General features: G+C 33.3%; 20 protein-coding genes. 5 read left to right on the top strand and 15 right to left on the bottom strand.

Features of this window, described 5'->3' with window-relative positions; genetic code table 11:
• Positions 1-15: 15 nt before the first annotated feature.
• Together ACNC7R_RS12485 and ACNC7R_RS12480 are read right to left on the bottom strand one after the other, a co-directional pair.
• Positions 16-1,215 carry an alanine dehydrogenase gene (locus tag ACNC7R_RS12485; RefSeq protein WP_417941411.1) on the bottom strand — a complete coding sequence of 400 codons (1,200 nt, stop codon included), beginning with the start codon at positions 1,213-1,215 and terminating at the stop codon, positions 16-18.
• 147 nt (positions 1,216-1,362) lie between these two features.
• Positions 1,363-1,770 (bottom strand): GNAT family N-acetyltransferase, encoded by a 408-nt coding sequence (locus ACNC7R_RS12480; protein WP_417941410.1) that lies wholly within the window; start codon positions 1,768-1,770, stop codon positions 1,363-1,365.
• 94 nt (positions 1,771-1,864) lie between these two features.
• Here ACNC7R_RS12480 and ACNC7R_RS12475 point away from each other — a divergent pair, with 94 nt between their 5' ends.
• Positions 1,865-2,623, top strand: a complete 759-nt coding sequence (locus ACNC7R_RS12475) for an IS5 family transposase (RefSeq protein WP_417941260.1) — start codon at positions 1,865-1,867, stop codon at positions 2,621-2,623.
• Positions 2,624-2,732: 109 nt separating this feature from the next.
• Here ACNC7R_RS12475 and tsaE read toward each other — a convergent pair whose 3' ends face one another.
• The 4 genes from tsaE to glyA form a co-directional block, all read right to left on the bottom strand.
• Entirely contained in the window at positions 2,733-3,140 is a 408-nt protein-coding gene (gene tsaE, locus ACNC7R_RS12470) for a tRNA (adenosine(37)-N6)-threonylcarbamoyltransferase complex ATPase subunit type 1 TsaE (RefSeq protein ID WP_417941409.1), read from the bottom strand.
• Positions 3,141-3,209: 69 nt separating this feature from the next.
• A complete protein-coding gene (locus ACNC7R_RS12465) occupies positions 3,210-4,763 on the bottom strand; it encodes a PglZ domain-containing protein (protein WP_417941408.1) in 1,554 nt (517 codons plus the stop codon).
• Between the two features lie 106 nt (positions 4,764-4,869).
• Complete coding sequence (locus ACNC7R_RS12460; protein ID WP_243234424.1) at positions 4,870-5,463, bottom strand: tRNA-(ms[2]io[6]A)-hydroxylase; 594 nt, start codon at positions 5,461-5,463, stop codon at positions 4,870-4,872.
• A 160-nt stretch (positions 5,464-5,623) separates the two neighbouring features.
• A complete protein-coding gene (glyA, locus tag ACNC7R_RS12455; protein ID WP_417941407.1) occupies positions 5,624-6,898 on the bottom strand; it encodes a serine hydroxymethyltransferase in 1,275 nt (424 codons plus the stop codon).
• Positions 6,899-7,006: 108 nt separating this feature from the next.
• Here glyA and fahA point away from each other — a divergent pair, with 108 nt between their 5' ends.
• Positions 7,007-8,290 (top strand): fumarylacetoacetase, encoded by a 1,284-nt coding sequence (fahA, locus tag ACNC7R_RS12450; protein WP_417941406.1) that lies wholly within the window; start codon positions 7,007-7,009, stop codon positions 8,288-8,290.
• A 115-nt stretch (positions 8,291-8,405) separates the two neighbouring features.
• On the opposite strand, the gene ACNC7R_RS12445 is transcribed toward fahA, so the two are convergent.
• The gene (locus ACNC7R_RS12445) at positions 8,406-9,446 is read right to left on the bottom strand and encodes an agmatine deiminase family protein (RefSeq protein ID WP_417941405.1); all 1,041 of its coding nucleotides are present in this window, start codon (positions 9,444-9,446) and stop codon (positions 8,406-8,408) included.
• A gap of 584 nt (positions 9,447-10,030) precedes the next feature.
• Here ACNC7R_RS12445 and ACNC7R_RS12440 point away from each other — a divergent pair.
• Positions 10,031-11,302, top strand: coding sequence for an OmpA family protein (locus tag ACNC7R_RS12440; protein ID WP_417941404.1), 1,272 nt, complete (start codon positions 10,031-10,033; stop codon positions 11,300-11,302).
• 78 nt (positions 11,303-11,380) lie between these two features.
• On the opposite strand, the gene ACNC7R_RS12435 is transcribed toward ACNC7R_RS12440, so the two are convergent.
• The 5 genes from ACNC7R_RS12435 to ACNC7R_RS12415 all read right to left on the bottom strand — a co-directional run bounded on the left by ACNC7R_RS12435 (position 11,381) and on the right by ACNC7R_RS12415 (position 15,401).
• Entirely contained in the window at positions 11,381-12,268 is an 888-nt protein-coding gene (locus tag ACNC7R_RS12435; RefSeq protein ID WP_417941403.1) for a carbon-nitrogen hydrolase, read from the bottom strand.
• Positions 12,269-12,418: 150 nt separating this feature from the next.
• Positions 12,419-13,480: a hypothetical protein gene (locus ACNC7R_RS12430; protein WP_417941402.1), complete on the bottom strand. Its 1,062-nt coding sequence runs from the start codon at positions 13,478-13,480 to the stop codon at positions 12,419-12,421.
• On the bottom strand, positions 13,464-14,000 hold the full coding sequence (locus ACNC7R_RS12425; RefSeq protein WP_417941401.1) for an anti-sigma factor: 537 nt from the start codon (positions 13,998-14,000) through the stop codon (positions 13,464-13,466). Before ACNC7R_RS12425 ends, ACNC7R_RS12430 begins: the two co-directional genes overlap by 17 nt.
• Positions 13,984-14,553, bottom strand: a complete 570-nt coding sequence (locus ACNC7R_RS12420) for an RNA polymerase sigma factor (protein WP_417941400.1) — start codon at positions 14,551-14,553, stop codon at positions 13,984-13,986. The genes ACNC7R_RS12425 and ACNC7R_RS12420 overlap by 17 nt, the downstream gene beginning before the upstream one ends.
• 89 nt (positions 14,554-14,642) lie before the next feature.
• The gene (locus tag ACNC7R_RS12415) at positions 14,643-15,401 is read right to left on the bottom strand and encodes an IS5 family transposase (RefSeq protein ID WP_417941399.1); all 759 of its coding nucleotides are present in this window, start codon (positions 15,399-15,401) and stop codon (positions 14,643-14,645) included.
• 347 nt (positions 15,402-15,748) lie between these two features.
• Between ACNC7R_RS12415 and ACNC7R_RS12410 the strand changes: the two genes are divergently transcribed.
• Together ACNC7R_RS12410 and lon are read left to right on the top strand one after the other, a co-directional pair.
• Positions 15,749-16,447, top strand: coding sequence for a hypothetical protein (locus tag ACNC7R_RS12410; RefSeq protein ID WP_417941398.1), 699 nt, complete (start codon positions 15,749-15,751; stop codon positions 16,445-16,447).
• A gap of 248 nt (positions 16,448-16,695) precedes the next feature.
• Positions 16,696-19,149: an endopeptidase La gene (lon, locus tag ACNC7R_RS12405; protein ID WP_417941397.1), complete on the top strand. Its 2,454-nt coding sequence runs from the start codon at positions 16,696-16,698 to the stop codon at positions 19,147-19,149.
• A 78-nt stretch (positions 19,150-19,227) separates the two neighbouring features.
• On the opposite strand, the gene recQ is transcribed toward lon, so the two are convergent.
• The 3 genes from recQ to ACNC7R_RS12390 form a co-directional block, all read right to left on the bottom strand.
• Positions 19,228-21,339 carry a DNA helicase RecQ gene (gene recQ / locus ACNC7R_RS12400; RefSeq protein WP_417941396.1) on the bottom strand — a complete coding sequence of 704 codons (2,112 nt, stop codon included), beginning with the start codon at positions 21,337-21,339 and terminating at the stop codon, positions 19,228-19,230.
• Between the two features lie 134 nt (positions 21,340-21,473).
• The gene (locus ACNC7R_RS12395) at positions 21,474-21,878 is read right to left on the bottom strand and encodes a DNA primase (protein ID WP_417941395.1); all 405 of its coding nucleotides are present in this window, start codon (positions 21,876-21,878) and stop codon (positions 21,474-21,476) included.
• A gap of 7 nt (positions 21,879-21,885) precedes the next feature.
• Entirely contained in the window at positions 21,886-22,854 is a 969-nt protein-coding gene (locus ACNC7R_RS12390; protein ID WP_417941394.1) for a deoxyhypusine synthase family protein, read from the bottom strand.
• Between the last annotated feature and the right edge of the window lie 36 nt (positions 22,855-22,890).

Here is a 22,890-nt window from a genome sequence, read left to right as displayed (position 1 = left end):
TAAGCTAAAGTTGTTTTAGAAAACAAGTAAATTAATATCGTTGTCAGGTAAATCAAACCATTCTCCAATAGCTTTGTTAGTCAGGATTCCGTGATATAAATAAATTCCGTTTTTTAAACCTTTGTTGCATCTTATGGCACTTTCTAAACCACCATCTTCAGCGATTTGAAGCAGATAAGGAGTAATTATATTGCTTATTGAGAGTGAAGCTGTTTTAGAATATCTTGAAGGGATGTTAGGTACACAATAATGTAAAACATTGCTTTTTATAAAAGTTGGTTTTTCGTGAGTTGTTACTTCGGATGTTTCAAAGCAGCCTCCTGTATCAATACTCACATCAACTATTACAGCCCCTTTTTTCATATGTTCTACCATAGTTTCTGTTACGACAATCGGGCAGCGTTCTTTTCCGCGCATTGCTCCAATAGCGACGTCACAGCGTCTTAAGGCTTTTAATAATGCTTTTTGTTGAATTGTGGATGTGAAAATTCGTTGGTTCAGATTGTTTTGTAAACGACGTAATTTGGTAATCGAATTATCAAATACTTTTACATTTGCGCCTAACCCAATAGCAGTTTTTGCAGCAAATTCGCCTACTGTTCCGGCACCTAAAATAACAACATCAGTAGGAGGGACACCTGTAATGTTGCCAAATAAAAGTCCTTTTCCAAATTCATTTGTAATCATCAGTTCAGCAGCAACCAGAATAGAAGCTGTACCGGCAATTTCGCTCAATGATTTTACAGCGGGGTAGGACCCGTCTTCGTCTTTAATATATTCAAAGGCCAGAGCGGTAATTTTTTTCTGCGCCAGTGCTTCAAAATAAGCTTTCTTTTTGGTTTTTAACTGAATAGCAGATATGATTGTCGTTTCAGGATGAATCATTTTGATTTCTGCCAAAGTAGGCGGTTCAACTTTTAGTAACAACGGACAACCAAAAACTTTTTTAGTATCAGTAGTAACTTCTGCACCCGCATCACTGTATTCTTTGTCAGAATAGCTTGAATTTTCACCTGCTCCTGATTCAATCATAACGCGATGTCCTGCGTATGTCAATGAATTTACTGCATCCGGTGTTAAGCAAATACGACGTTCCTGATAACTTGTCTCTTTCGGAATACCTATGAAAAGCTCTCTTTTTTGGCGGCCAATTTCAAGTTTTTCTTCTTGTGGCAATAATTGCTGTTTTGTAAATGGGGTTAACGTTATCGACATGGATGATGCAAAAAATTAAGTGTACAAATTACGTAAAAAGTTTTAAAATTAGTAAAATATTATGCTAATACTGAATTAGCATTTAAACTAGCATTTTTTCCATTTTAATATCGGCTCTTTCGTAAAGTCCTTTTTCAAGAGGAACTTCTATAAAGCCAAATTTTTTGTATAATGAATTGCAGGGGATAAAATTCGATTTGAATATAAAATTAACTTTTTGATATTGTTTTCTTTGGCTGCGGCAAATGCATAAAGCAGTAGTTTATTGCCAATTCCAAGTCCCTGGGCTTTGTTTGAAACAGCCATTTTACTCAATTCAAAAGTATCAGCATCGATCTTTATTAAGGAAAAAGTACCTATAATTTCATTGTGGAGTTTAGCATAAAAAATCATTCCGCCTTTGTTTATAATTTCTTCCTGAGGATTAGAAAGTACCAGTTCGTCTTTTTCTTCTACTCTGAAATATTTTGTCAGCCATTCAAGATTTAAAGTTTTAATATGCTCTTTTAAATCTGATGAAAAAGGGATGATTTCTACATTATTTTGCATCGTCATATTAAGAGCCTGTTTAAAAATGTAAAAAAAAGTCTTTATGAGTTAAAGAAACCGATTGGAATTATTCTTTTTGTGCTACCAAACTACAAATAAGATGTATCCAACCGATTTAACAGAAACTCAGTGGCAATTTATAAAAAAAACATTAGAATTAGGTGATAGAAAACGTAAACACAGCTTGCGTTTCATCTGGAATGCGATCAACTACCTTATTAAGAGTGGTTGTCAGTGGCGAATGCTACCTAGTAATTTTCCAAAATGGCAGCTTGTTTATTATTACTATTCAAAATGGGCTGATTTAGATTATTTTGATTTATTACTTTCGAAGTTAAGAGAAGGAGTCCGTAGTAAAAAAGGACAAAATGCAGAACCCAGTTTAGGAATAATGGATAGCCAAAGCGTTCGTTGGGGAAATAATCGTTCTTTAAAAAGTTTTGATGGAAATAAAAAAATAAAAGGTATAAAACGACACGTTGTCGTTGATAAAAATGGCTTTTTATTAGCCATTATGGTAACGGTAGCGAGTATTCATGATAGCAAAGCAGTATTTTTATTGATCAGAACCCTAAAGGATTTACTTTGTTCTGTAAAAGTTATCCTTGCCGATGGAGGCTATAGAGGTGAAATTATAGAACAAGTTAAAAACAATTTTGGTTATATAATTCAAGTAGTTATGAGGTCGGATGATAAAAAATCAGGCTTCAAGCCTACACACAAAAGATGGGTGGTAGAGAGAACATTTGCATGGTTTGACAACGATAGAAGATTATGCAGAAATTATGAACTATTAATTGATTCTGCTGAAAACGTAGTCAAATTAGCAGCTATTAAACATTTATTGAATAAAATTTAAACAGGCTCTAAGTAAAAAATATAAATTCACAGAGATTCAGGAAGATTTTAAAAATGTTCCAATCGTTTTTTTTTGTTTCGTTTGGTTTTTGTGACATCATTTATATTTTTTAAACCAACTCTAAATTTCTTTTTCCATCAGCCTGTAATTCAATCGTAATTGCAGAATGTTCTTCAGGAATCAGGTTGGCAATTTTTTCAGACCATTCGATAAAACACCAGTTTCCTGAATACAGATAATCATCCACACCCATATCAAGCGCTTCAGTTTCTTTGTTTAGTCGGTAAAAATCAAAATGATAAATGATCTTATTATCAGAAGCATAATATTCATTGACTAAAGAAAAAGTGGGGCTGCTCGTAGCATCTTTAACACCCAGAGATTTGCATAATTGTTTAATCAAAGTAGTTTTTCCAACGCCCATTTCGCCATTAAAAAGAATAATTTTCTTTGGATTTTGAGCAATAATTTCTTCGGCTACTTCCTGAATCTGATCTAATGAAAAAAGGATATTCATTGGTTTGTATTTGTTTAATTTAAATCAGTCCCGGAGTTATGTTTGAAAAAACCGGGACTAACATTGTCCTTATTTGGGGTTAAACACTAAAAACGGAATAATCATTTCTTCTAATGAAATTCCGCCATGCTGGTAAGTGTTTTTATAATAACTCACATAATGATTGTAATTGTTTACATAGGCTAAAAACAGATCATTTTTTGCAAAAATAAATGAGCTACTCATGTTTATAGCCGGCAAACCAATAGTTTTAGGGTCTTTTACTACATATACATCTTTTTGTTCGTAAGTTAAACTCCGTCCGGTTTTGTAACGTAAATTAAGACTTGTGTTTTTGTCTCCAACAACTTTTGATGGGTTTTTTACGTTTATAGTTCCGTGATCTGTTGTTAGTATTAATTTGAAACCTAAAAGTTGTGCCTGTTGAATAATTTCCAGCAATGGTGAGTTTTTGAACCAGCTTAACGTAAGTGATCTGTAGGCTTTGTCATCAGAAGCAAGCTCTTTTACAACTTCCATTTCGGTTTTGGCATGCGATAACATATCTACAAAATTGTAAACAATAGTAACCAGGTCATTGCTTTTTAAAGCTTTAAAATTCTCAGCCAGTTTTTTGCCACCGGAATAATTGGTGATTTTAAAATAATCTTCCTTGATATTCAGTCCCAAACGTTTTAACTGAGCGCTAAGGAACTCTGCTTCGTAAAGGTTTTTCCCGCCTTCTTCTATATCGTTTTTCCAGTATTCAGGAAACTGTTTTTCCATTTCAACGGGTAATAAGCCTGAGAAAATGGCATTTCTCGCATATTGTGTAGCGGTTGGAAGTATCGAGAAATAAGGAACTTCTTTTTCTAATTTATAATAATTGGATATTACGGTTTCAAAAGATTTCCACTGATCGTAACGCAGATTATCAATAACAACAAATAAAACAGGTTTGTCCTTCTTTTTCAGTTCTGGAACGACTAATTCCTTGAATAAATTGTGTGACTGAATTGGTTTGTCTGCTTTGGGAGCAAACCAGTCCTCGTAATTTCTTTCAATATATTTACCAAATTGCGAATTGGCTTCAACTTTTTGGGATTCCAGAATTTCGATCATAGCCTGATCGTTGATGTTTTCAAGTTCTAATTCCCAGAATAGCAGTTTTTTATATAATTCAACCCAGTCTTCATAAGAATTTACCATAGCTAATTCCATGGAAATTTTTCTGAACTCTTTTTGGTAATCTAAAGTCGTTTTTTCAGAAATTAATCTGGAATGATCCAGGTTTTTTTTTAAGCTTAGAAGAATCTGATTTGGATTTACTGGTTTTATCAGGTAATCAGCAATTTTAGATCCGATTGCTTCTTCCATGATATATTCTTCTTCACTTTTGGTAATCATAATCATAGGAATAGCAGACTTTTTTTCTTTCATCTCAGAAAGTGTCTCCAGACCACTCATTCCCGGCATATTTTCATCTAAAAAAACGATGTCGAAATTTTCTTCTTCAAAAAGCCCGATTGCATCGAGTCCGTTATTGCAGGTTGTAACTGAATAGTTTTTTTTCTCCAGAAATAATATATGAGGTTTTAAAAGATCGATTTCATCGTCGACCCAAAGTATTTTTATTTTATCCATAATCATAATTCACTTTAATTTTACTGCAATTTAAAAGTCTAGAACTTAAAAAGTATTAAAAATAGTATAAAATTAAAGGATCAGTTGTAATTATTTATGTAAAGGATCATCCGTGAATGGTTTCACCTTTGCCATAATTTGTAATAATGGATTCTTCAAAAGCGAGCCATTCCCTCCAGCGTTTTTCGACGTCAATTCCTGTTCCGTATTTACGTGCGTATGTGATGAAAGTAGTATAATGCCCGGCCTCGCTTTCCATTAATTCTCTGTAAAAAACGGCCAGTTCTTCATCCTGAATATTTTCAGAGAGCACTTTAAAACGTTCACAACTTCTGGCTTCAATCATTGCTGAAAATAATAATCTTTCAACTAATCCTGACACACGGCTTCCGTCTCCGCTTTTCTTCATGTATTGGTATAATTCATTCACATAATCATCTTTACGTTCGCGTCCTAGTTTTAAACCTCTTTTGATGATAATGTTATGAACTTGTTCGAAATGATCAATTTCTTCTTTGGCTAAAGCCAATAAATCCTGAACTAAATCCTGATGTTCAGAATTATTGGTAATAATTGTAATGGCATTTGTAGCTGCTTTTTGTTCGCACCAAGCGTGATCGGTTAGGATTTCTTCTATGTTTTTTTCAACAATATTTACCCATCTTGGGTCGGTTGGCAATTGTAATCTAAGTACGCCCATGTGTTATTTTGTTTAAAGTTTTATTTGTTTCAGGTTTCAGGTTTCTTCTCCAGTTCAGCTTTTAGACTCTAATGAGGTTTTTTTGAGAAATAAAAAAGTTTAAAGTTTTGCACTTTAGACAGCGCAAAACCTTAAACTTGAAACTTTAAACTTGAAACTTTTAGTAAACGAAAATTGGTCTTTCGCTCATCATTTCATTTACTTCATTAGCTACTTCTTCGATAAGAGCTTCATTTGTATGATCAGCAAGTACTTTATCGATTAAAGCTACGATAGTTTCCATGTCTTTTTCTACTAAACCACGAGTAGTAACTGCAGCTGTTCCAACACGTATTCCTGAAGTTACAAATGGTGATTTATCATCAAATGGAACCATGTTTTTATTTACTGTAATTTCTGCTTTTACCAATGCATTTTCGGCATCTTTACCTGAAATATTTTTATTTCTTAAGTCGATTAGCATCATGTGGTTATCAGTTCCGCCAGAAATAATGTTGTAGCCTCTCTTTACAAAAGCATCTGCCATTGCATTAGCATTTTTTTGTAATTGCATTGCATAAGTGAAGAACTCATCTTTTAAAGCTTCACCAAAAGCAACAGCTTTAGCAGCGATAATGTGCATCAAAGGTCCTCCCTGATTTCCAGGGAAAACAGCTAAATCCAATAAAGCAGACATCATTCTGATTTCCCCTTTTGGCGTTTTTAATCCCCAAGGATTTTCGAAATCTTTACCCATTAAAATCAAACCACCTCTTGGCCCACGTAGTGTTTTGTGGGTTGTAGTAGTAACGATATGGCAATGTGGAATTGGGTCATTCAATAATCCTTTTGCAATTAAACCTGCAGGGTGAGAAATATCAGCCATCAAAATTGCTCCAACGCTGTCAGCGATTACTCTGAAACGTTCAAAATCCATATCACGAGAGTAAGCAGAAGCCCCTGCGATAATTAATTTTGGCTGCTCTTTAGTAGCAATTTCCTGTATTTTATCGTAATCTAATCTTCCGGTTTCTTTGTCTACACCGTAAAATACTGGATTGTAAATTCGTCCGGAAAAGTTTACCGGAGAACCGTGAGTAAGGTGGCCACCATGTGATAAATCGAATCCTAAAATTTTATCTCCTGGCTGTAAACAAGCGTGAAAAACAGATGCATTTGCCTGAGAACCTGAATGAGGCTGTACGTTTGCATATTCAGCACCAAATAATTCTTTGGCTCTGTCAATTGCAATCTGCTCAATAACGTCCACTACTTCGCAACCGCCGTAGTATCTTTTGCCAGGATAACCTTCGGCATATTTATTAGTTAAAACAGAACCAGCTGCTTCAATTACTTCATCACTTACGAAGTTTTCAGAAGCAATAAGTTCTAATCCGTGAATTTGTCTGTCTTGTTCCTCTAGTATAAGGTCAAAAATTTGTTCGTCGCGTTGCATTTTTTCGTTTTTCGTTAATTTCCTGCAAAAATACAAAAAAACGTTTGTGAAACTGTTAGATTATGATATATTTGACATAGAATTTTTCAACAAATAATTAACATTCACATGCCAATAACCGCCAACGATACCAAGAGAAAATCATGGTTGGATGTACCAGAGAATAGCGATTTTCCTATTCAGAATATCCCATTCGGTGTATTTCTTACCAAAGAAAATGTCGTTACTGTAGGGACGAGAATTGGCGATTACGCTATAGATTTAGGCGCTTTACAACAATTAAACTATTTTGAAGGAATAGATTTAACAGATGATATGTTCATGCAGGATACGCTAAATGATTTTATTTCTGACGGAAAAAAAACATGGCGACTAGTCCGAAACCGTATTGCAGATATTTTTGATGCAACAAATCCTCAGCTTAGAGATTCATCGAAAGACCGCGATGTTGTTATTTTTAAGATTGAAGATGTAGAGATGCAATTGCCGGTTTTAATTGGTGATTATACTGATTTTTATTCCAGTAAAGAGCACGCTACAAACGTGGGTAAAATGTTTCGAGATCCTGAAAACGCTTTATTGCCAAACTGGCTGCACATTCCAGTTGGATATCACGGAAGAAGTTCTACTATTATTCCGTCCGGAATCCCGGTTCACAGACCAATGGGGCAAATTTTGCCCGCAGGAGAAAAATATCCGGTTTTTGGTCCATCCCGTCTGGTAGATTTTGAATTAGAAACTGCTTTTATTACAACTGACGTAAATGTAATGGGTGAAAATATTTCGACTTATGAAGCAGAGGATTATATTTTCGGGATGGTTTTACTGAATGACTGGAGTGCACGTGATATACAAAAATGGGAGTATGTTCCGCTCGGGCCTTTTCTGGCAAAGAGTTTTGCTACATCAATTTCTCCGTGGATTGTAACTATGGATGCTTTAGAACCTTTCAGGACTAAAGGACCTAAGCAGGATCCGACACCGCTTCCTTATTTACAGACGAAAGGAAAGAAAGCGTTTGATATCCATTTGGAAGTTTTAATTAAACCTGAAGATCAGGAAGAAACTGTTGTTTCTAAATCCAATTTTAAATATTTATACTGGTCTATGAGCCAGCAGCTGGCGCATCATACTTCTAATGGGTGTCGTGTGAATTCTGGTGATATGATGGGGTCTGGAACTATTTCAGGACCAACGCCTGATAGTTTTGGATCGATGTTAGAATTGACATGGGGAGGGAAAAATCCTTTAAAATTAAAAGACGGAAGTGAACGTAAGTTTATTGAAGATAATGACACTGTGATTATCCGTGGTTTTTGTGAAAATGCAGAAGTTAGAATTGGTTTTGGAGAAGTTTGCAGTCAATTGTTACCCCCTTTTTTAAGACCATGAAGAGAAATAAAAAATCATCTTAAATAGCAGATAAATAATATTAAATGAATATTGCCTCAAGAAATTTGTTTTTCTGCGAGGCAATATTTTTTTTACTAATTATTTTGGAATTATATTAAGCAGGAATCTGCTGGCTCAGACAGTGTAAAGTTCCGAACCCCCAGATAAAATCGATACAGCTTATTCCTATTACTTCCCGATCCGGAAAGCATTCTGCTAAAATATTCAAAGCGATACGATCGTTACTGTCGTTGAAAGTAGGTACTAAAACACAATTATTCAGAATTAGGAAATTGGCATAACTTGCCGGTAAACGCAAATCTTCAAAATCTACTCGTTTTGGCATTGGAAGGGCAATAATAGTTGGGGATTTTCCATCTTCTAATTTTGCATTCTGAAGTCGTTTCAAATTATCCTGTAAAGGCTTATAATTTGAATCGTTTTTGTCTGTTTCTACAATCGTTACGATAGTATCTTCATTCACGAATCGGCATAAATCATCAATATGTCCATGGGTGTCATCGCCTTCAATTCCGTCTCCAAGCCATATAACATTTGTTACGCCAAGATATTCTTTAAAAACAGCTTCGTAATCTTGTTTGGTAAAACCTGGGTTTCGAACCTGAATTGTGGGGTGCATCAGACATTCTTCAGAAGTCAGTAAAGTTCCTTTTCCATTTACATCAATTGCACCTCCTTCAACAATTACTGGTTTCCCTTTATAAATTACCTGGGTTAATGGAATATCAATAAATTCAGCCAGTTTACCTGGAACAAATTTGTCTAACTGATAATTTTTATATTTTGCCCAGCCATTAAAATTAAAATTCAAAGCTTCTCTTTTAGAACCATTTTTTACAATAATTGGTCCGGAATCTCGCATCCAGCTTCTGTTTGTTTTGTGAAAAATAAAGGAAATATTTCTAATATTAACCCGGGCTTTTTCGAGCATTTCGAACACTTTTTCTTTTAATTTTTCATCAGCTACAACTAAAAATACAGTTTCAAAAATGGCTACTTTTTTAATAAATTCAATAAATGCCCATTGAACTGCTTCATATTTCCCAGGCCAATCGTTTCCATTATGAGGAAAACACAATATTATACCCTCTTGCTTTTCCCATTCTGCCGGAAATCGTCTATTATTTACTGTCATAAAGGTTTTTAAATTTAAGAAGTACAAAGATAAGCATTCATTAGGATTATTAAACAGTGTGGTTGTTTTGAATTTATGTTTATACGGAAGTGTTTGTAATTCAATTGATAATTTAAAAAAAAAGTGTTTTGCATCGCAAATTTTTGCAAATAATAATCGGTTTTGCTTTTTTATTGAAATTTCATTAAGATAATTATTGAGACTTTTTTATAAAAAAACTTTTTATTTACAAAAAAAAGATTAATTTAGCCTCAATAATTTAACTAATTTAAATTTAAGTTTAAAAGTTTTTATGTTAAAATTTCGATGAAATAAATAAATCTGAAGAAATCATTGATTTTTTCTTGCCCTAATAAACTTAATTAAAATCTAGTTTTTTATTTGAAATATCCCGCCCCAAGTTGTTTTAAAAAAAGCTAAACCTTCATTAATTCCCGCAAAACCTAATTGTGTATGGGAATTATATAAAGATTCCAAAAATGAATGGAAGGCTTTTTTTGTATGGTTGACATAATTTTGCTGTGAGTTTAATAAGCTCATAAAAAATCACCATTAAAATTAAAATTTAAAACACTTTAAATATCATGAAAAGAAAATTAGCTTCATTAACATTTTTATTTATGTCATTTTTTGCAAATGCACAAAATGAGACAATAACTTCAACTGATTCTTATAATAATAAATCTTTATACAATAAATGGTCTGTCGAATTAAATGGTGGTTTAACCAAACCAGTAAGAGCATTAACGTCAGGTTATTATAACGAATTTTTTAATCTTAACTCTTTTCATGCTGATTTAGGGGTAAGATATATGTTTAACCCTAAATTTGGTCTTAAATTAGATTTTGGGTATGATCAATTCCAAAATGGCGATAATAATTCTTTAGATTTCAAAAGCAGATATATTAGAACAAATCTTCAGGGTGTTATAAATCTTGGGCGAGCTTTAAATTTTGAGACTTGGACAAATACTTTCGGTTTATTACTTCATGGAGGACTTGGAGCTTCTCAGCTTGCCAGTAAGACCGGCTTTGATGGTGAAGACTATATGATAAATGGAATTTTAGGATTAACAGCTCAGGTAAGATTAAGTGATAGAGTTGCATTAACTGGGGATCTTACAGGAATTGTTAATGCCCAACAAAATTGGAATTTTGATGGAATGGGACCAGCCCCAACAGGTGTTTTTGACGGAGGTTTGCTGAACGCATCTTTAGGATTGACATTTTATCTGGGTAAAAATAAAGTTCATGCTGACTGGGTTGGAGAAGAAGATAGATATGGTGATTTAGAGAAAAGAGTGGCACTACTTGAAACAGGTGTATTGGATACAGATAAAGACGGAGTGGCTGATTTATATGATTTAGAACCAAATTCAATTGCAGGTGTTGCTGTCAATACAAAAGGACAATCTATTGATAATAATCAAAACGGTGTTCCTGATGAATTAGAAAGTTACTTAGAAAAAACTTATGGTCAAAAAAGTGGTGGCGTTGAGACGAATAGTACAGTAGAACAATTGATTAACGATGGATATGTAAATGTATATTTTGACTTCAATTCTTCTAAACCAACTACTGCATCCTTATCTGGTATTGATTTCTTAGTAAAATATTTGAAAAATAATCCAAATAAAACTGCAGACGTAGTAGGGTATGCTGATGAAATTGGAAGTTCAAGCTATAATGTTGAACTGTCAAGAAAAAGAGCAGAGGCTGTTAAACAAATTGCTTTAAATGCAGGAATTGATGCTTCAAGATTAAATGTAATTGCTAATGGAGAAGATACTTCTGTGAATAAAAACTCAAAAGAAGCTCGTCAAATCGTGAGAAGAGTTTCTTTCCAGGTGAAATAAATAAAATAATATTAATAACAAAAGGCTGTTTCAAAATATTTGAAACAGCCTTTTGCTTTATAAAAATGTCCAATTGAATTAATCAATCGCTCTTTTAGTGATATCTGCAAATGCATCAATTCTTCTGTCTCTGAAAAAAGGCCAGTTTTGACGCACATTTTCCTGTAGATCCAAATCAACTTCTGCAATTAAAATTTCTTCCTGATCATGTGATGCCTGTGCTAAAATTTCCCCTTGAGGCCCAGCAATAAATGAAGCTCCCCAAAACTGAATTCCATCAGTTCCATCAATATATTGCTCCAGACCAATTCGATTAGCGGCAGCAACAAAAACGCCATTTGCAACGGCATGGCCTTTCATAACATTCATCCATGCGCCATATTGGTTTTCTCCGTATTGTTCTTTTTCTTTTGGATGCCATCCAATTGCAGTAGGATAAAATAATACTTCAGCTCCTTTTAAAGCGGTGATACGTGCTGCTTCTGGATACCATTGATCCCAGCAAATTAATGTACCTATTGTTCCTTTTTGTGTTTTAATAGCCTGAAAACCTAAATCCCCTGGAGTAAAATAAAATTTTTCATAAAAATGCGGATCATCCGGGATATGCATTTTACGGTATAAGCCAGCTTCGGTTCCGTCAGTATCAATAATATAGGCACTATTATGGTAAATACCTGCCATTCTTTTTTCGAAAAAAGGAACGATTATTACAACTCCTAATTCTTTTGCTAATTCGCTGAAAGCAATAAATGAAGTGCTGTAAAGTGGTTCTGCTAATGCAAAATTATCAACATCTTCACTTTGACAAAAATAATGGCTGCTGTATAACTCAGGGAGAAGGATAACCTCGGCACCTTTATTAGCGGCATCTTTTACCCAGTTGATACATTTTTTTAGATTATTTTCGGCTACGTCGTTAAGGTTTAACTGAACAACGGCTATTTTATATTTTCTTTTCGGCATGACATAAAATTTAGAGTGCAAAAATAGTAATTTTTTAAGCGAATGGCAAAGACAGTCCAGAGTTCCTTAAGAATCAATGTTATTCTGGTATAAAAAAACACCAGCACTGATATACTGGTGTTTTACTGATTGAAAAACTGTTCTAAGATATTATTGTTTTTTGATTAAGCTTATATTTCCGTAATTTGAATTGACGGTGACTTTATTTTGACCTTTTCTTTTGTTGTAGCCACTTATTTTTTTTGAAGCTGATTTGTTTTCGGTTGATGAAATATCTAAAGAATTATCCTTTTTAATAGTTCCATATTTAGTATTTATATTAAAATCAAATGTATAATTGGTATCATACCCCAGAGAAACATCAGAATAGCCCGAATTTATGTTGATATTATTAGCTTTTTCTGTAATTATTCCAACATTTATTTTGCTGTAATTCGCATCAATATTTATATTTTTTGAAATTTCTGCAACATTGATAGTTAGATAATTACCCGATCCTGATAGTGAATTTATTTTTTGAAATTTAAAATTTCCGTAATTACAGTCGTATTTAATGTTTTGACCATCGGAAATGACTAAATCTGTATAATTTGTATCTAAGGTTAAACTTCCTGAATCATTTATTTTTAAACCTGAATAACGTGCTTCTATAATTCCGTTTTTGATGTAATCAATAGCAGAGTTTTGACAGTATTCAATTTGAATTCGATTGTTGGGACCGTTTAACTTTCCAATGGTAATTTTTCCGTATTTACAGGAAATATCGGTCGTTGATTCTAAAACAAGAGCAGTAATATTGCCATATTTATTATTTAGTTTTACTGTGCCGTTTTTTGGGATTTTAATTATATAATTGATTTCAAAGATGTTGCTGCTTCCTTTGACTTTTACAGTTGAACTTCCAATTTTCGTAATTGCTGTAACCATCGATTTCAGAGCAGTTATATCAACGTCAATGCTGTTTAGTTTTTCGTTTACCCAATTTTCGTTTCCGCCGGTAACTTTTATAGTGATGTCAAAGTCAATTTTATCTTCATCCCATGTTGATACAGTGATGTTACCGTACTTGTTATCGATATCAATTCCTGCATTTGGGTTAACAATAAAGGTTTTTTTAATGTTTTTTTGCTTTGAAATAAAAGTTTCATCATTTGAAAATCCTGTAAGAGGAATTAAAATGAATAAAATTAATATGTTAAAATGTTTCGTCATGAGTAGTGTTTTTTAAATTTTCATTTTCTTCTATACGCTGCAAAACCGTTTGTAAAAAAGATATTCGGGTTTGCAGGTTGCTGATCATTGCATAAATGATTTGCTTATTCTCGCCATTTTTTTGAAGTTCTTTTATGATTTTTTCATAATCGGCATCAAAAACTTTCATTTGTTTTAAAGCATCATTTATAATTTGTTCATTCTCTGGAGAATTTTTTTCTTTTAATTTGGCTAATTCTTTCTCGATTAAAACACTAAAAATAGAATCGGTTTGTTTGGTTTCTTTTGATGCAAATTTGAATTCCTTTGGCTTTTCATTATTATTGTAAAAAACAGATACCCCTAATAATATCACTATTGAAGCGGCGATCGCCCAAACAGAATAATTATTTCTCTTAGGTTGTTTTTTGTTCAGTTTATTTAAAAAATCCATCTGATGACCAGAATTTATTTCCTGTATATCCCATTGATTTTCGAATTTTTTAAATAATTTATCTAAGTCGTCATTTTCCTTTTTCATATATCTCTTCTATTTTTTTTCGTAAACTTTCTTTGGCTCTGCTTAATGTAGTCCTGCAATTGGCATAGCTAATATTTAAAATTTCGCTAATTTCTTCCTGATCATATCCTTCAATATAAAAGAGTGTCAAAATCATACGATAATTATCCTTTAAATTAGAAATGACATCCAGAACCTGTTTTACTTTAAGTGAATTCAAATCAATACTTTCAGATAATGATGTATCCTTTTCTTCTATTTTGTAAAGCGTTTTGTTCAGATCTTCCATCTGAAAAGCATTGTTTTTTTTATAAAAATCGATGCTGTGATTCACAATGATTTTTTTGAGCCAGGCTCCAAATGCAACTTCCTGTTTATAGTCATTAATTTTGGTAAAAGCTCTCAAAAAACCTTCCTGCATGACGTCTTGTGCAAAATGTTCGTCTTTTACAATCCTGTAAGCCACATTGTACATGGCCTTGCAATAACGATTGTAAATTTCAAATTGTGCTTTTTGATTATTTTCTTTACAAAGTTTGATTAACTCTTCGATATTTTGATTGGTTGTGCTCAAGTAATAATTGCTGGTTTATTATAAGGACTTTGCTGTTTTGGATTTGTTACAGTTTTTCATGAAATTATTTTTATTTTTTTAGAGCCTGTTTAAATTTTATTCAATAAATGTTTAATAGCTGCTAATTTGACTACGTTTTCAGCAGAATCAATTAATAGTTCATAATTTCTGCATAATCTTCTATCGTTGTCAAACCATGCAAATGTTCTCTCTACCACCCATCTTTTGTGTGTAGGCTTGAAGCCTGATTTTTTATCATCCGACCTCATAACTACTTGAATTATATAACCAAAATTGTTTTTAACTTGTTCTATAATTTCACCTCTATAGCCTCCATCGGCAAGGATAACTTTTACAGAACAAAGTAAATCCTTTAGGGTTCTGATCAATAAAAATACTGCTTTGCTATCATGAATACTCGCTACCGTTACCATAATGGCTAATAAAAAGCCATTTTTATCAACGACAACGTGTCGTTTTATACCCTTTATTTTTTTATTTCCATCAAAACTTTTTAAAGAACGATTATTTCCCCAACGAACGCTTTGGCTATCCATTATTCCTAAACTGGGTTCTGCATTTTGTCCTTTTTTACTACGGACTCGTTCTCTTAACTTCGAAAGCAATAAATCAAAATAATCTAAATCTGCCCATTTTGAATAGTAATAATAAACAAGCTGCCATTTTGGAAAATTACTAGGTAGCATTCGCCACTGACAACCACTCTTAATAAGGTAGTTGATCGCATTCCAGATGAAACGCAAGCTGTGTTTACGTTTTCTATCACCTAATTCTAATGTTTTTTTTATAAATTGCCACTGAGTTTCTGTTAAATCGGTTGGATACATCTTATTTGTAGTTTGGTAGCACAAAAAGAATAATTCCAATCGGTTTCTTTAACTCATAAAGACTTTTTTTTTACATTTTTAAACAGGCTCTAAGATTTTTATGAGATTATTTTTCGATAGATGAGGCAAATTTTGAAAGAATAATAGACTTGTTTTTGAGTAAATTTAACGAAATATAACGGAAAATAAGCCGTAAAAAGCAATTAGATAAAATCTAAACAGGCTCTTATAATGCGAAAAATTGATGAACTTAGATAGTAAAGATTTAAATTAAAATTATCTTTAAAAAATTGCAAAAGTTTTTTTCTTTGTAGTACTTTCGCTATTCAAATAATAATTTAAAAAATATGAAAAAAATTACTAAATGTTTCTTTACTCTAGTTTTAATTACAGGTTTTGTGTTAACATCCTGTAGCAGTGATTCTGATGAAAATACAAATGGAGAAACAAAAACAGAAGATTACTGGCCAACAGCGGTTAATAATAATTGGGTTTTAAGTCAAAATGGAGAGGAACAAAATATAAAGATTATTAGTTCTGCAAATAACAACGGTACAACCTATTATAAATTTGGGACATTTTTTGGAGCAACGGATGCTATTTCTGGGTCTGCTACTGTTTGGATCAAAAAAGTAAATGGAGAGTATTTTCTTAAAATAGATGATATTAATTATGAGACAGAGGGAGTAAAAAGTAAAATAACTGGTTATGAATATGTATTTTTCAAAGATAATATTGAAGTTAACAAAACATGGTCAGGGAGTTACACTCAAAAAGCGACCTTTGTTTACCCTGGAGTAAGTATTCCTGAAATTAAAACAGTTTCTTCGTACACAGGAACAATTTTGGAAAAGGGAGCAACTGCTACAATTAAAGGTGTTACTTATAAAGATGTAATTAAGTTTAAATTACATCAAGAATCTAAAATTGAAGGTGAGAAATCAACTTCTGTTGATTCAGAATATTGGTTAGCAAAAAATGTTGGTGTAATTAGAGCTAAATCTGGAAATGTAATTAGTGAATTAGTTTCTTATAATTTAAAATAAATTTACAAACTTGTAATTATAAAAAACCCGAAATTAAATTTCGGGTTTTTGTATTTTATATATCGTTTAAATAAAAAATCTAACGGAATAAATAAATATTAAATTTGTTTTGGCATAATGATTGTCTATTTTTATCACCTGATTTTCAAAGGCAATTTTAAGCATGTTTTCTATTTAAATACGGCTTTCTTAACTTGTGTTTGAGATTGGAACAAATCTTTTAATGACAAAACGACTTATATATTATTATGTCAAATCATAAAATACTAACTATTGACAATCTGTCACTTCAGGAATTTGACTCAGAGGCAGAATTAATTCCATTATTAACTCCGGAAGACGAAGAGGAAATGAACAATGAAGAGCTTCCTGTTTCGCTTCCAATTTTACCCTTAAGGAATACAGTTTTATTTCCAGGCGTTGTTATTCCGATTTCTGCAGGAAGGGATAAATCGATAAAATTAATCAACGATGCCAATGCCGGTGGAAAAATTATTGGGGTAGTTTCTCAGATCAACGAAGAAGATGAGGATCCGTCAAAAGATGATATTCATAAAATAGGTACTGTCGCCAGAATATTGCGTGTTTTAAAAATGCCTGATGGAAATGTTACCGTTATTTTACAAGGTAAAAAACGTTTCGAGATTAAAGAAGTCGTTTCAGAAGAGCCATATTTGAATGCCACAATTCAAGAAGTCTCCGAAGAACGTCCTGATGATAATGATACAGAATTTACAGCTATTTTAGATTCTGTAAAAGAGTTAGCGATTCAGATTATTAAAGAAAGTCCAAATATTCCGTCTGAGGCGACCTTTGCAATTAAAAACATTGAAAGCCAGTCGTTTTTAATCAATTTTGTTTCTTCTAACATGAATTTAACGGTGAAAGAGAAACAAGGTCTTTTATCAATAAACGGTTTGAAAGAACGTGCTTTAGAAACGCTCCGTTACATGAATATTGAACTTCAGAAATTAGAACTGAAAAATGATATTCAGTCAAAAGTTCGTTTTGATTTAGATCAGCAGCAGCGTGAATATTTCCTTCACCAGCAAATGAAAACCATTCAGGAAGAATTGGGGGGTGTTTCGCAGGAAGAAGAAATGGATGAAATGGGGCAAAAAGCGAAAACCAAAAAGTGGGACGAAAAAACGCAGAAACATTTCGAAAAAGAATTATCAAAAATGCGCAGAATGAATCCACAGTCGCCTGACTTTGGAATTCAGCGTAATTATCTCGAGTTGTTTTTAGAATTGCCATGGGGCGAATATTCCAAAGATAAATTTGATTTAAAACATGCTCAGAAAATATTGGATAAAGATCATTTCGGACTTGATGAAGTTAAGAAAAGAATGATTGAACATTTGGCTGTTTTGAAGCTTCGCAACGATATGAAGTCGCCAATTATATGTTTAACTGGGCCTCCGGGTGTTGGAAAAACATCTATTGGGCGTTCTGTTGCAGAGGCTTTAGGGCGTGAGTATGTTCGTATATCGTTAGGAGGTTTACGTGACGAAGCAGAAATTCGCGGACACAGAAAAACCTATATTGGTGCAATGCCTGGCCGAATTATTCAAAGTTTAAAAAAGGCCGGAACTTCAAATCCTGTTTTTATTCTCGACGAAATCGATAAATTATCGAGCGGGAATAGTGGCGATCCATCTTCTGCTTTATTAGAAGTTTTAGATCCGGAACAAAACAATGCTTTTTATGATAATTTCCTAGAAATGGGATATGACTTATCAAAAGTAATGTTTATTGCCACTTCAAATAATATGGCAGCCATTCAGCCGGCATTGCGTGACAGAATGGAAGTCATCAAAATGTCTGGTTATACAATTGAAGAAAAAGTAGAAATTGCAAAAAGACATCTTTTCCCAAAACAATTAGAAGCTCATGGTTTAACTTCTAAAGATTTAACAATTGGTAAAAAACAATTGGAAAAAATTGTTGAGGGCTATACACGCGAATCCGGTGTTCGTAACTTAGAAAATAAAATTGCTCAGGTAATTCGTAATGCTGCCAAGGCTGTTGCAATGGAAGAAGAGTACAACAAAAAAGTTACTGATGAGGATATTATAAAAGTTCTGGGTGTTCCAAGACTGGAGCGTGATAAATATGAAAACAATGATACTGCCGGAGTAGTTACAGGCTTAGCCTGGACAAGTGTAGGAGGGGATATTTTATTTATTGAATCTTTGATTTCTGAAGGAAAAGGTTCTTTGAGTATTACAGGAAACCTGGGTACAGTGATGAAGGAATCTGCTACAATTGCTTTAGAATATATTAAAGCAAATGCTAAAAAGCTTGGACTTGATTCATCTCTGTTCCAAAAATACAATATCCACCTGCATGTTCCTGAAGGAGCTACGCCAAAAGACGGGCCAAGTGCTGGTATTGCTATGCTGACTTCGCTTGTTTCTTTGTTGACACAGAAGAGAGTAAAGAAAAGTTTAGCTATGACAGGTGAAATAACGCTTCGTGGAAAAGTTTTACCAGTTGGTGGAATTAAAGAAAAAATCTTAGCAGCGAAAAGAGCGGGAATTAAAGAAATTATTCTGTGCCATGAAAATAAATCTGATATTGATGAAATTAAAGCAGAATATTTAGAAGGGCTTACTTTTCATTATGTGAAAGAAATGAGCGAAGTTCTAACGCTTGCTTTGACCGATCAGAATGTAAAGAATGCTAAGACTTTAAAATAAATTTCAAAAAAGATAAATTTCCAAATTCCGATCTGATTATGAATTGGAATTTGGAATTTTTTATTAGTTTTTTTAATTTTATTGATTATTTTTCTCCAGTACAGCAAGGCCAAAACGAATTTTATCATATCCCATTCTTTCTTCAAAGTGGTCAAAATAAGGTTTTAAAGCATTTGGATTTTCAAGTTCAATTTGAGCTTTTTGTAATTGCTCAACTTCTTTATCAGAAATAAACTGGCTTGCATCAATATCAGCGCCATCCAGATATAATTTTGCCAAATGCGAAATGATAGTAGAAATCCCTAAATTTCTTGTTTCGGCAATTTTTTCAACACTTACTCCGTTTTGAAATAATTCCAAAGTTATCTTGTAGGTGCTTTCTTTTTTAGGCGTTGTGTTTGCTTTTTTATTTTTTTGAAATTCTATAATGGTATTTATAAAATCAGAGCCGTACTTTTCAAGTTTTGCTTTTCCAACTCCATCAATGGCAAGAAATTCTTCGTCACTCATCGGGCGTAAGGTTTCCATTTGTCTCAATGCAGCATCACTAAAAATGACATAAGCCGGGACTTCGTCTTTTTGAGCTATTTCGTAACGCAATTTTCTAAGGATTTCAAAAAGAGTGCCTTCTGTTTTAACTTTATTTTTTGATTCTTTAAGCTCTTTTTTATCAATTACTTTCTTAGCAACCGTTGTTAGTTTTACTTTTTCACCTTCAAATAAAGCTTTTTTTGCAAAAGGAGTCAGTAAAATTCTGTTGTGCTGATGAAAAGCAATTTCACAATACCCTAAGTTTATTAACTGTATCAAATATTGGTTCCAGTCATACCAGGAAATGTCAGCTCCAATTCCGTAGGTTTTTAGTTCCTGATAGTTTTTTTCATAGATGTAAGCGTTTTTTGATCCTCTTAAAAAATCTACAATCACTGCTAAAGGCTCAGATTCCTTTAAACGGGTAATGGCTGATAATGCTTTTTGCGCCAAAATTGTTCCGTCGAAAAATGTTGGTGGATTTTTGCAAATATCACAATTGCCACAATCTTCTGTAACCAGTTCGCCAAAATAAGAGAGAAGGATTTTTCTTCTGCAGCTCAAGGCGTCGGCATATTGCTTCATTCGGTCTAATTTTGCCAGCTGCACATCAGAATTTAAGCCTTCTGAGGCAAATTTCTGAAGCTGAATTACATCGGCATAGCTTTCGAACAAAATAGTTTCAGCCGGTAATCCATCTCGGCCGGCACGTCCAATTTCCTGATAGTAGCCTTCAATGTTTTTTGGTAAATTGTAATGAATAACCCAGCGAACATTTGATTTGTCAATCCCCATTCCAAAAGCAATTGTTGCGCAGACAACCTGACAGTCGTCATTTATAAATTCATCCTGAGTTTTAGCTCTTACAGTATTATCCAGACCAGCGTGATATGCTTTTGCCGTTATGCCGTTTTTTTTTAGTTTTTCTGCTAACTCTTCTGTAGTCTTTCTGCTCAGGCAATAAATAATACCGGATTCATTTGGTTTATTTTCTACAAAATCAATTATTTGTTTCACACGGTCAAGTGCTGGACGAACTTCAAGACTTAAATTTTTTCTATCAAATGAAGCTATAAAAGTTTTGGAGTTTTTTAAATTTAATTGTTTTGTAATGTCGGTGCGTGTTGCTTTGTCTGCTGTGGCCGTCAATGCGAGTATTGGAGTAGAAGGGAAGCGATTTTTTAAATAGCCTAAATTGGTGTATGCCGGGCGGAAATCATGTCCCCATGAAGAAATGCAATGAGCTTCGTCAATAGCGATAAGGCTGATTGTTAGTTCGTTAAATACTGCATCCAGATATGATAAACTTTCAGGAGCAATATAAACTAGTTTAAAAGTATTCGATTTTAAATTATCGATATAAAATTGCTGCTCTTCGGATGATTGACTGCTATTGATGTAACATGCTGAAATTCCGTTTGTTTTTAAACTGTCCACTTGGTCTTTCATTAACGCAATCAATGGAGAAATAACAATTGTAATTCCGGGTAAAATTAAAGCCGGAAGCTGAAAACATATTGATTTTCCACCTCCGGTAGGCATGATAGCAAGCGTATCTTGACCAGACAATATTGCATTGATGATATTTTCCTGGTTTGGTCTGAATTTTTCAAAACCAAAATTTTCTTTTAATCTGGCGTGTAATATTTCTGAATTCATTTGGCTTATATTTTTTTCAAATATAAATTAAAAATAATATTTTTCTTATTTTTTTTTAAAGCTTTTAGTTACTTACAAACTAATAAAAAAAGGAACCCGAAAAGAGTTCCTTTAAATTTTTTTAAATGAATGAATTAATCTTCGTCATCCTCGTCATCTTCCTCATCTGAAATGTCATCTTTATCGTCATCGTCGTCATCGTCTCCATCATCTGTATCAGGTTTGTCAAGGTTATCGTCATCATCATCGTCAGTATCATCATCATCAAGATCTAGTCCTTTTACTGGTTCAATTGTATCAACATCAAGATCGATATCATCATCTTCGTCATAATTTTCGATTCTGTCTGCAAGTTTAGTACTAATTTTTACTAAATAGATAGTGTCTTCAGTGCGAACTTCAACAGCTTCGACTAATTCGTTTTTAGCATTTCTGAAACGAATAACATCCGAATCATCATAACCGTCAGGAAATTTTTCAACCAAAAGGTTTAAAATTTCGTTCGTAAGTTTGGCGTAATCTACTATAACTCTTTTCATAAATATCCTATAAATCTAATAAGTAAGCAAAAATTAACGGAGCAACAATTGTAGCATCCGACTCAATTATAAATTTAGGGGTATTAATATCTAATTTACCCCAAGTAATTTTTTCGTTTGGAACAGCACCTGAGTATGAACCATAGCTGGTTGTGGAATCAGAAATCTGACAGAAATAGCTCCAGAAAGGAACATCGTGCATTTCCATATCCTGATATAACATTGGAACTACACAAATAGGGAAATCTCCAGCAATACCACCTCCGATTTGGAAGAAACCAATTCCATTTTCACTGTTTTTAGTGTACCAGTCAGCAAGGAATGTCATGTATTCAATTCCGGATTTCATCGTTGATGCTTTTAAATCTCCTTTGATGACGTATGATGCGAAAATATTACCCATTGTGCTGTCTTCCCATCCCGGTACGATAATAGGTAAATTTTTCTCGGCAGCAGCATACATCCAGCTGTCTTTTAAATCAATTTCATAGTATTCTTCTAAGACGCCAGATAACAACATTTTGTACATGAACTCATGCGGAAAATAACGTTCTCCTTTGTCATCTGCATCTTTCCAGATTTTGTAGATGTGTTTTTGTAAACGACGGAATGCTTCATGTTCAGGAATACAGGTGTCTGTAACACGATTCAATCCTCTCTCAAGTAAGGCCCATTCGTCTTCCGGTGTTAAATCACGATAGTTTGGTACTCTTTCGTAATGAGTGTGCGCAACTAAGTTCATGATATCTTCTTCTAAGTTAGCTCCGGTACATGAAATAATCTGAACTTTGTCCTGTCTGATTATTTCGGCAAAAATTTTACCAATTTCTGCAGTACTCATTGCGCCAGCCATACTTACCAGCATCTTAGCTCCGTTTGCCAATTGCTGTTCGTAGGCTTTTGCAGCATCAACTAGGGCAGCAGAGTTAAAGTGCAAGTAATGTTTTTCAATAAACTGACTGATTGGTCCTTTCATTTTTTTTGTTTTTTTTTTGAATTAAAAGTTTAACCT

Source organism: Flavobacterium adiutor (genome assembly GCF_048282555.1).
Taxonomy (GTDB): domain Bacteria; phylum Bacteroidota; class Bacteroidia; order Flavobacteriales; family Flavobacteriaceae; genus Flavobacterium.
The sequence above is the reverse complement of the archived record's forward strand: the minus strand, read 5'-3'. Positions and strand labels throughout refer to the sequence as shown.

What these genes read in the sequence shown, in the direction of transcription:
- ACNC7R_RS12485 (WP_417941411.1), bottom strand. Translation starts at nt 1,215, where the DNA reads ATGTCGATAACGTTAACCCCATTTACAAAACAGCAATTATTGCCACAA.
- ACNC7R_RS12480 (WP_417941410.1), bottom strand. Translation starts at nt 1,770, where the DNA reads ATGACGATGCAAAATAATGTAGAAATCATCCCTTTTTCATCAGATTTA.
- ACNC7R_RS12475 (WP_417941260.1), top strand. Translation starts at nt 1,865, where the DNA reads ATGTATCCAACCGATTTAACAGAAACTCAGTGGCAATTTATAAAAAAA.
- tsaE (WP_417941409.1), bottom strand. Translation starts at nt 3,140, where the DNA reads ATGAATATCCTTTTTTCATTAGATCAGATTCAGGAAGTAGCCGAAGAA.
- ACNC7R_RS12465 (WP_417941408.1), bottom strand. Translation starts at nt 4,763, where the DNA reads ATGGATAAAATAAAAATACTTTGGGTCGACGATGAAATCGATCTTTTA.
- ACNC7R_RS12460 (WP_243234424.1), bottom strand. Translation starts at nt 5,463, where the DNA reads ATGGGCGTACTTAGATTACAATTGCCAACCGACCCAAGATGGGTAAAT.
- glyA (WP_417941407.1), bottom strand. Translation starts at nt 6,898, where the DNA reads ATGCAACGCGACGAACAAATTTTTGACCTTATACTAGAGGAACAAGAC.
- fahA (WP_417941406.1), top strand. Translation starts at nt 7,007, where the DNA reads ATGCCAATAACCGCCAACGATACCAAGAGAAAATCATGGTTGGATGTA.
- ACNC7R_RS12445 (WP_417941405.1), bottom strand. Translation starts at nt 9,446, where the DNA reads ATGACAGTAAATAATAGACGATTTCCGGCAGAATGGGAAAAGCAAGAG.
- ACNC7R_RS12440 (WP_417941404.1), top strand. Translation starts at nt 10,031, where the DNA reads ATGAAAAGAAAATTAGCTTCATTAACATTTTTATTTATGTCATTTTTT.
- ACNC7R_RS12435 (WP_417941403.1), bottom strand. Translation starts at nt 12,268, where the DNA reads ATGCCGAAAAGAAAATATAAAATAGCCGTTGTTCAGTTAAACCTTAAC.
- ACNC7R_RS12430 (WP_417941402.1), bottom strand. Translation starts at nt 13,480, where the DNA reads ATGACGAAACATTTTAACATATTAATTTTATTCATTTTAATTCCTCTT.
- ACNC7R_RS12425 (WP_417941401.1), bottom strand. Translation starts at nt 14,000, where the DNA reads ATGAAAAAGGAAAATGACGACTTAGATAAATTATTTAAAAAATTCGAA.
- ACNC7R_RS12415 (WP_417941399.1), bottom strand. Translation starts at nt 15,401, where the DNA reads ATGTATCCAACCGATTTAACAGAAACTCAGTGGCAATTTATAAAAAAA.
- ACNC7R_RS12410 (WP_417941398.1), top strand. Translation starts at nt 15,749, where the DNA reads ATGAAAAAAATTACTAAATGTTTCTTTACTCTAGTTTTAATTACAGGT.
- lon (WP_417941397.1), top strand. Translation starts at nt 16,696, where the DNA reads ATGTCAAATCATAAAATACTAACTATTGACAATCTGTCACTTCAGGAA.
- recQ (WP_417941396.1), bottom strand. Translation starts at nt 21,339, where the DNA reads ATGAATTCAGAAATATTACACGCCAGATTAAAAGAAAATTTTGGTTTT.
- ACNC7R_RS12395 (WP_417941395.1), bottom strand. Translation starts at nt 21,878, where the DNA reads ATGAAAAGAGTTATAGTAGATTACGCCAAACTTACGAACGAAATTTTA.
- ACNC7R_RS12390 (WP_417941394.1), bottom strand. Translation starts at nt 22,854, where the DNA reads ATGAAAGGACCAATCAGTCAGTTTATTGAAAAACATTACTTGCACTTT.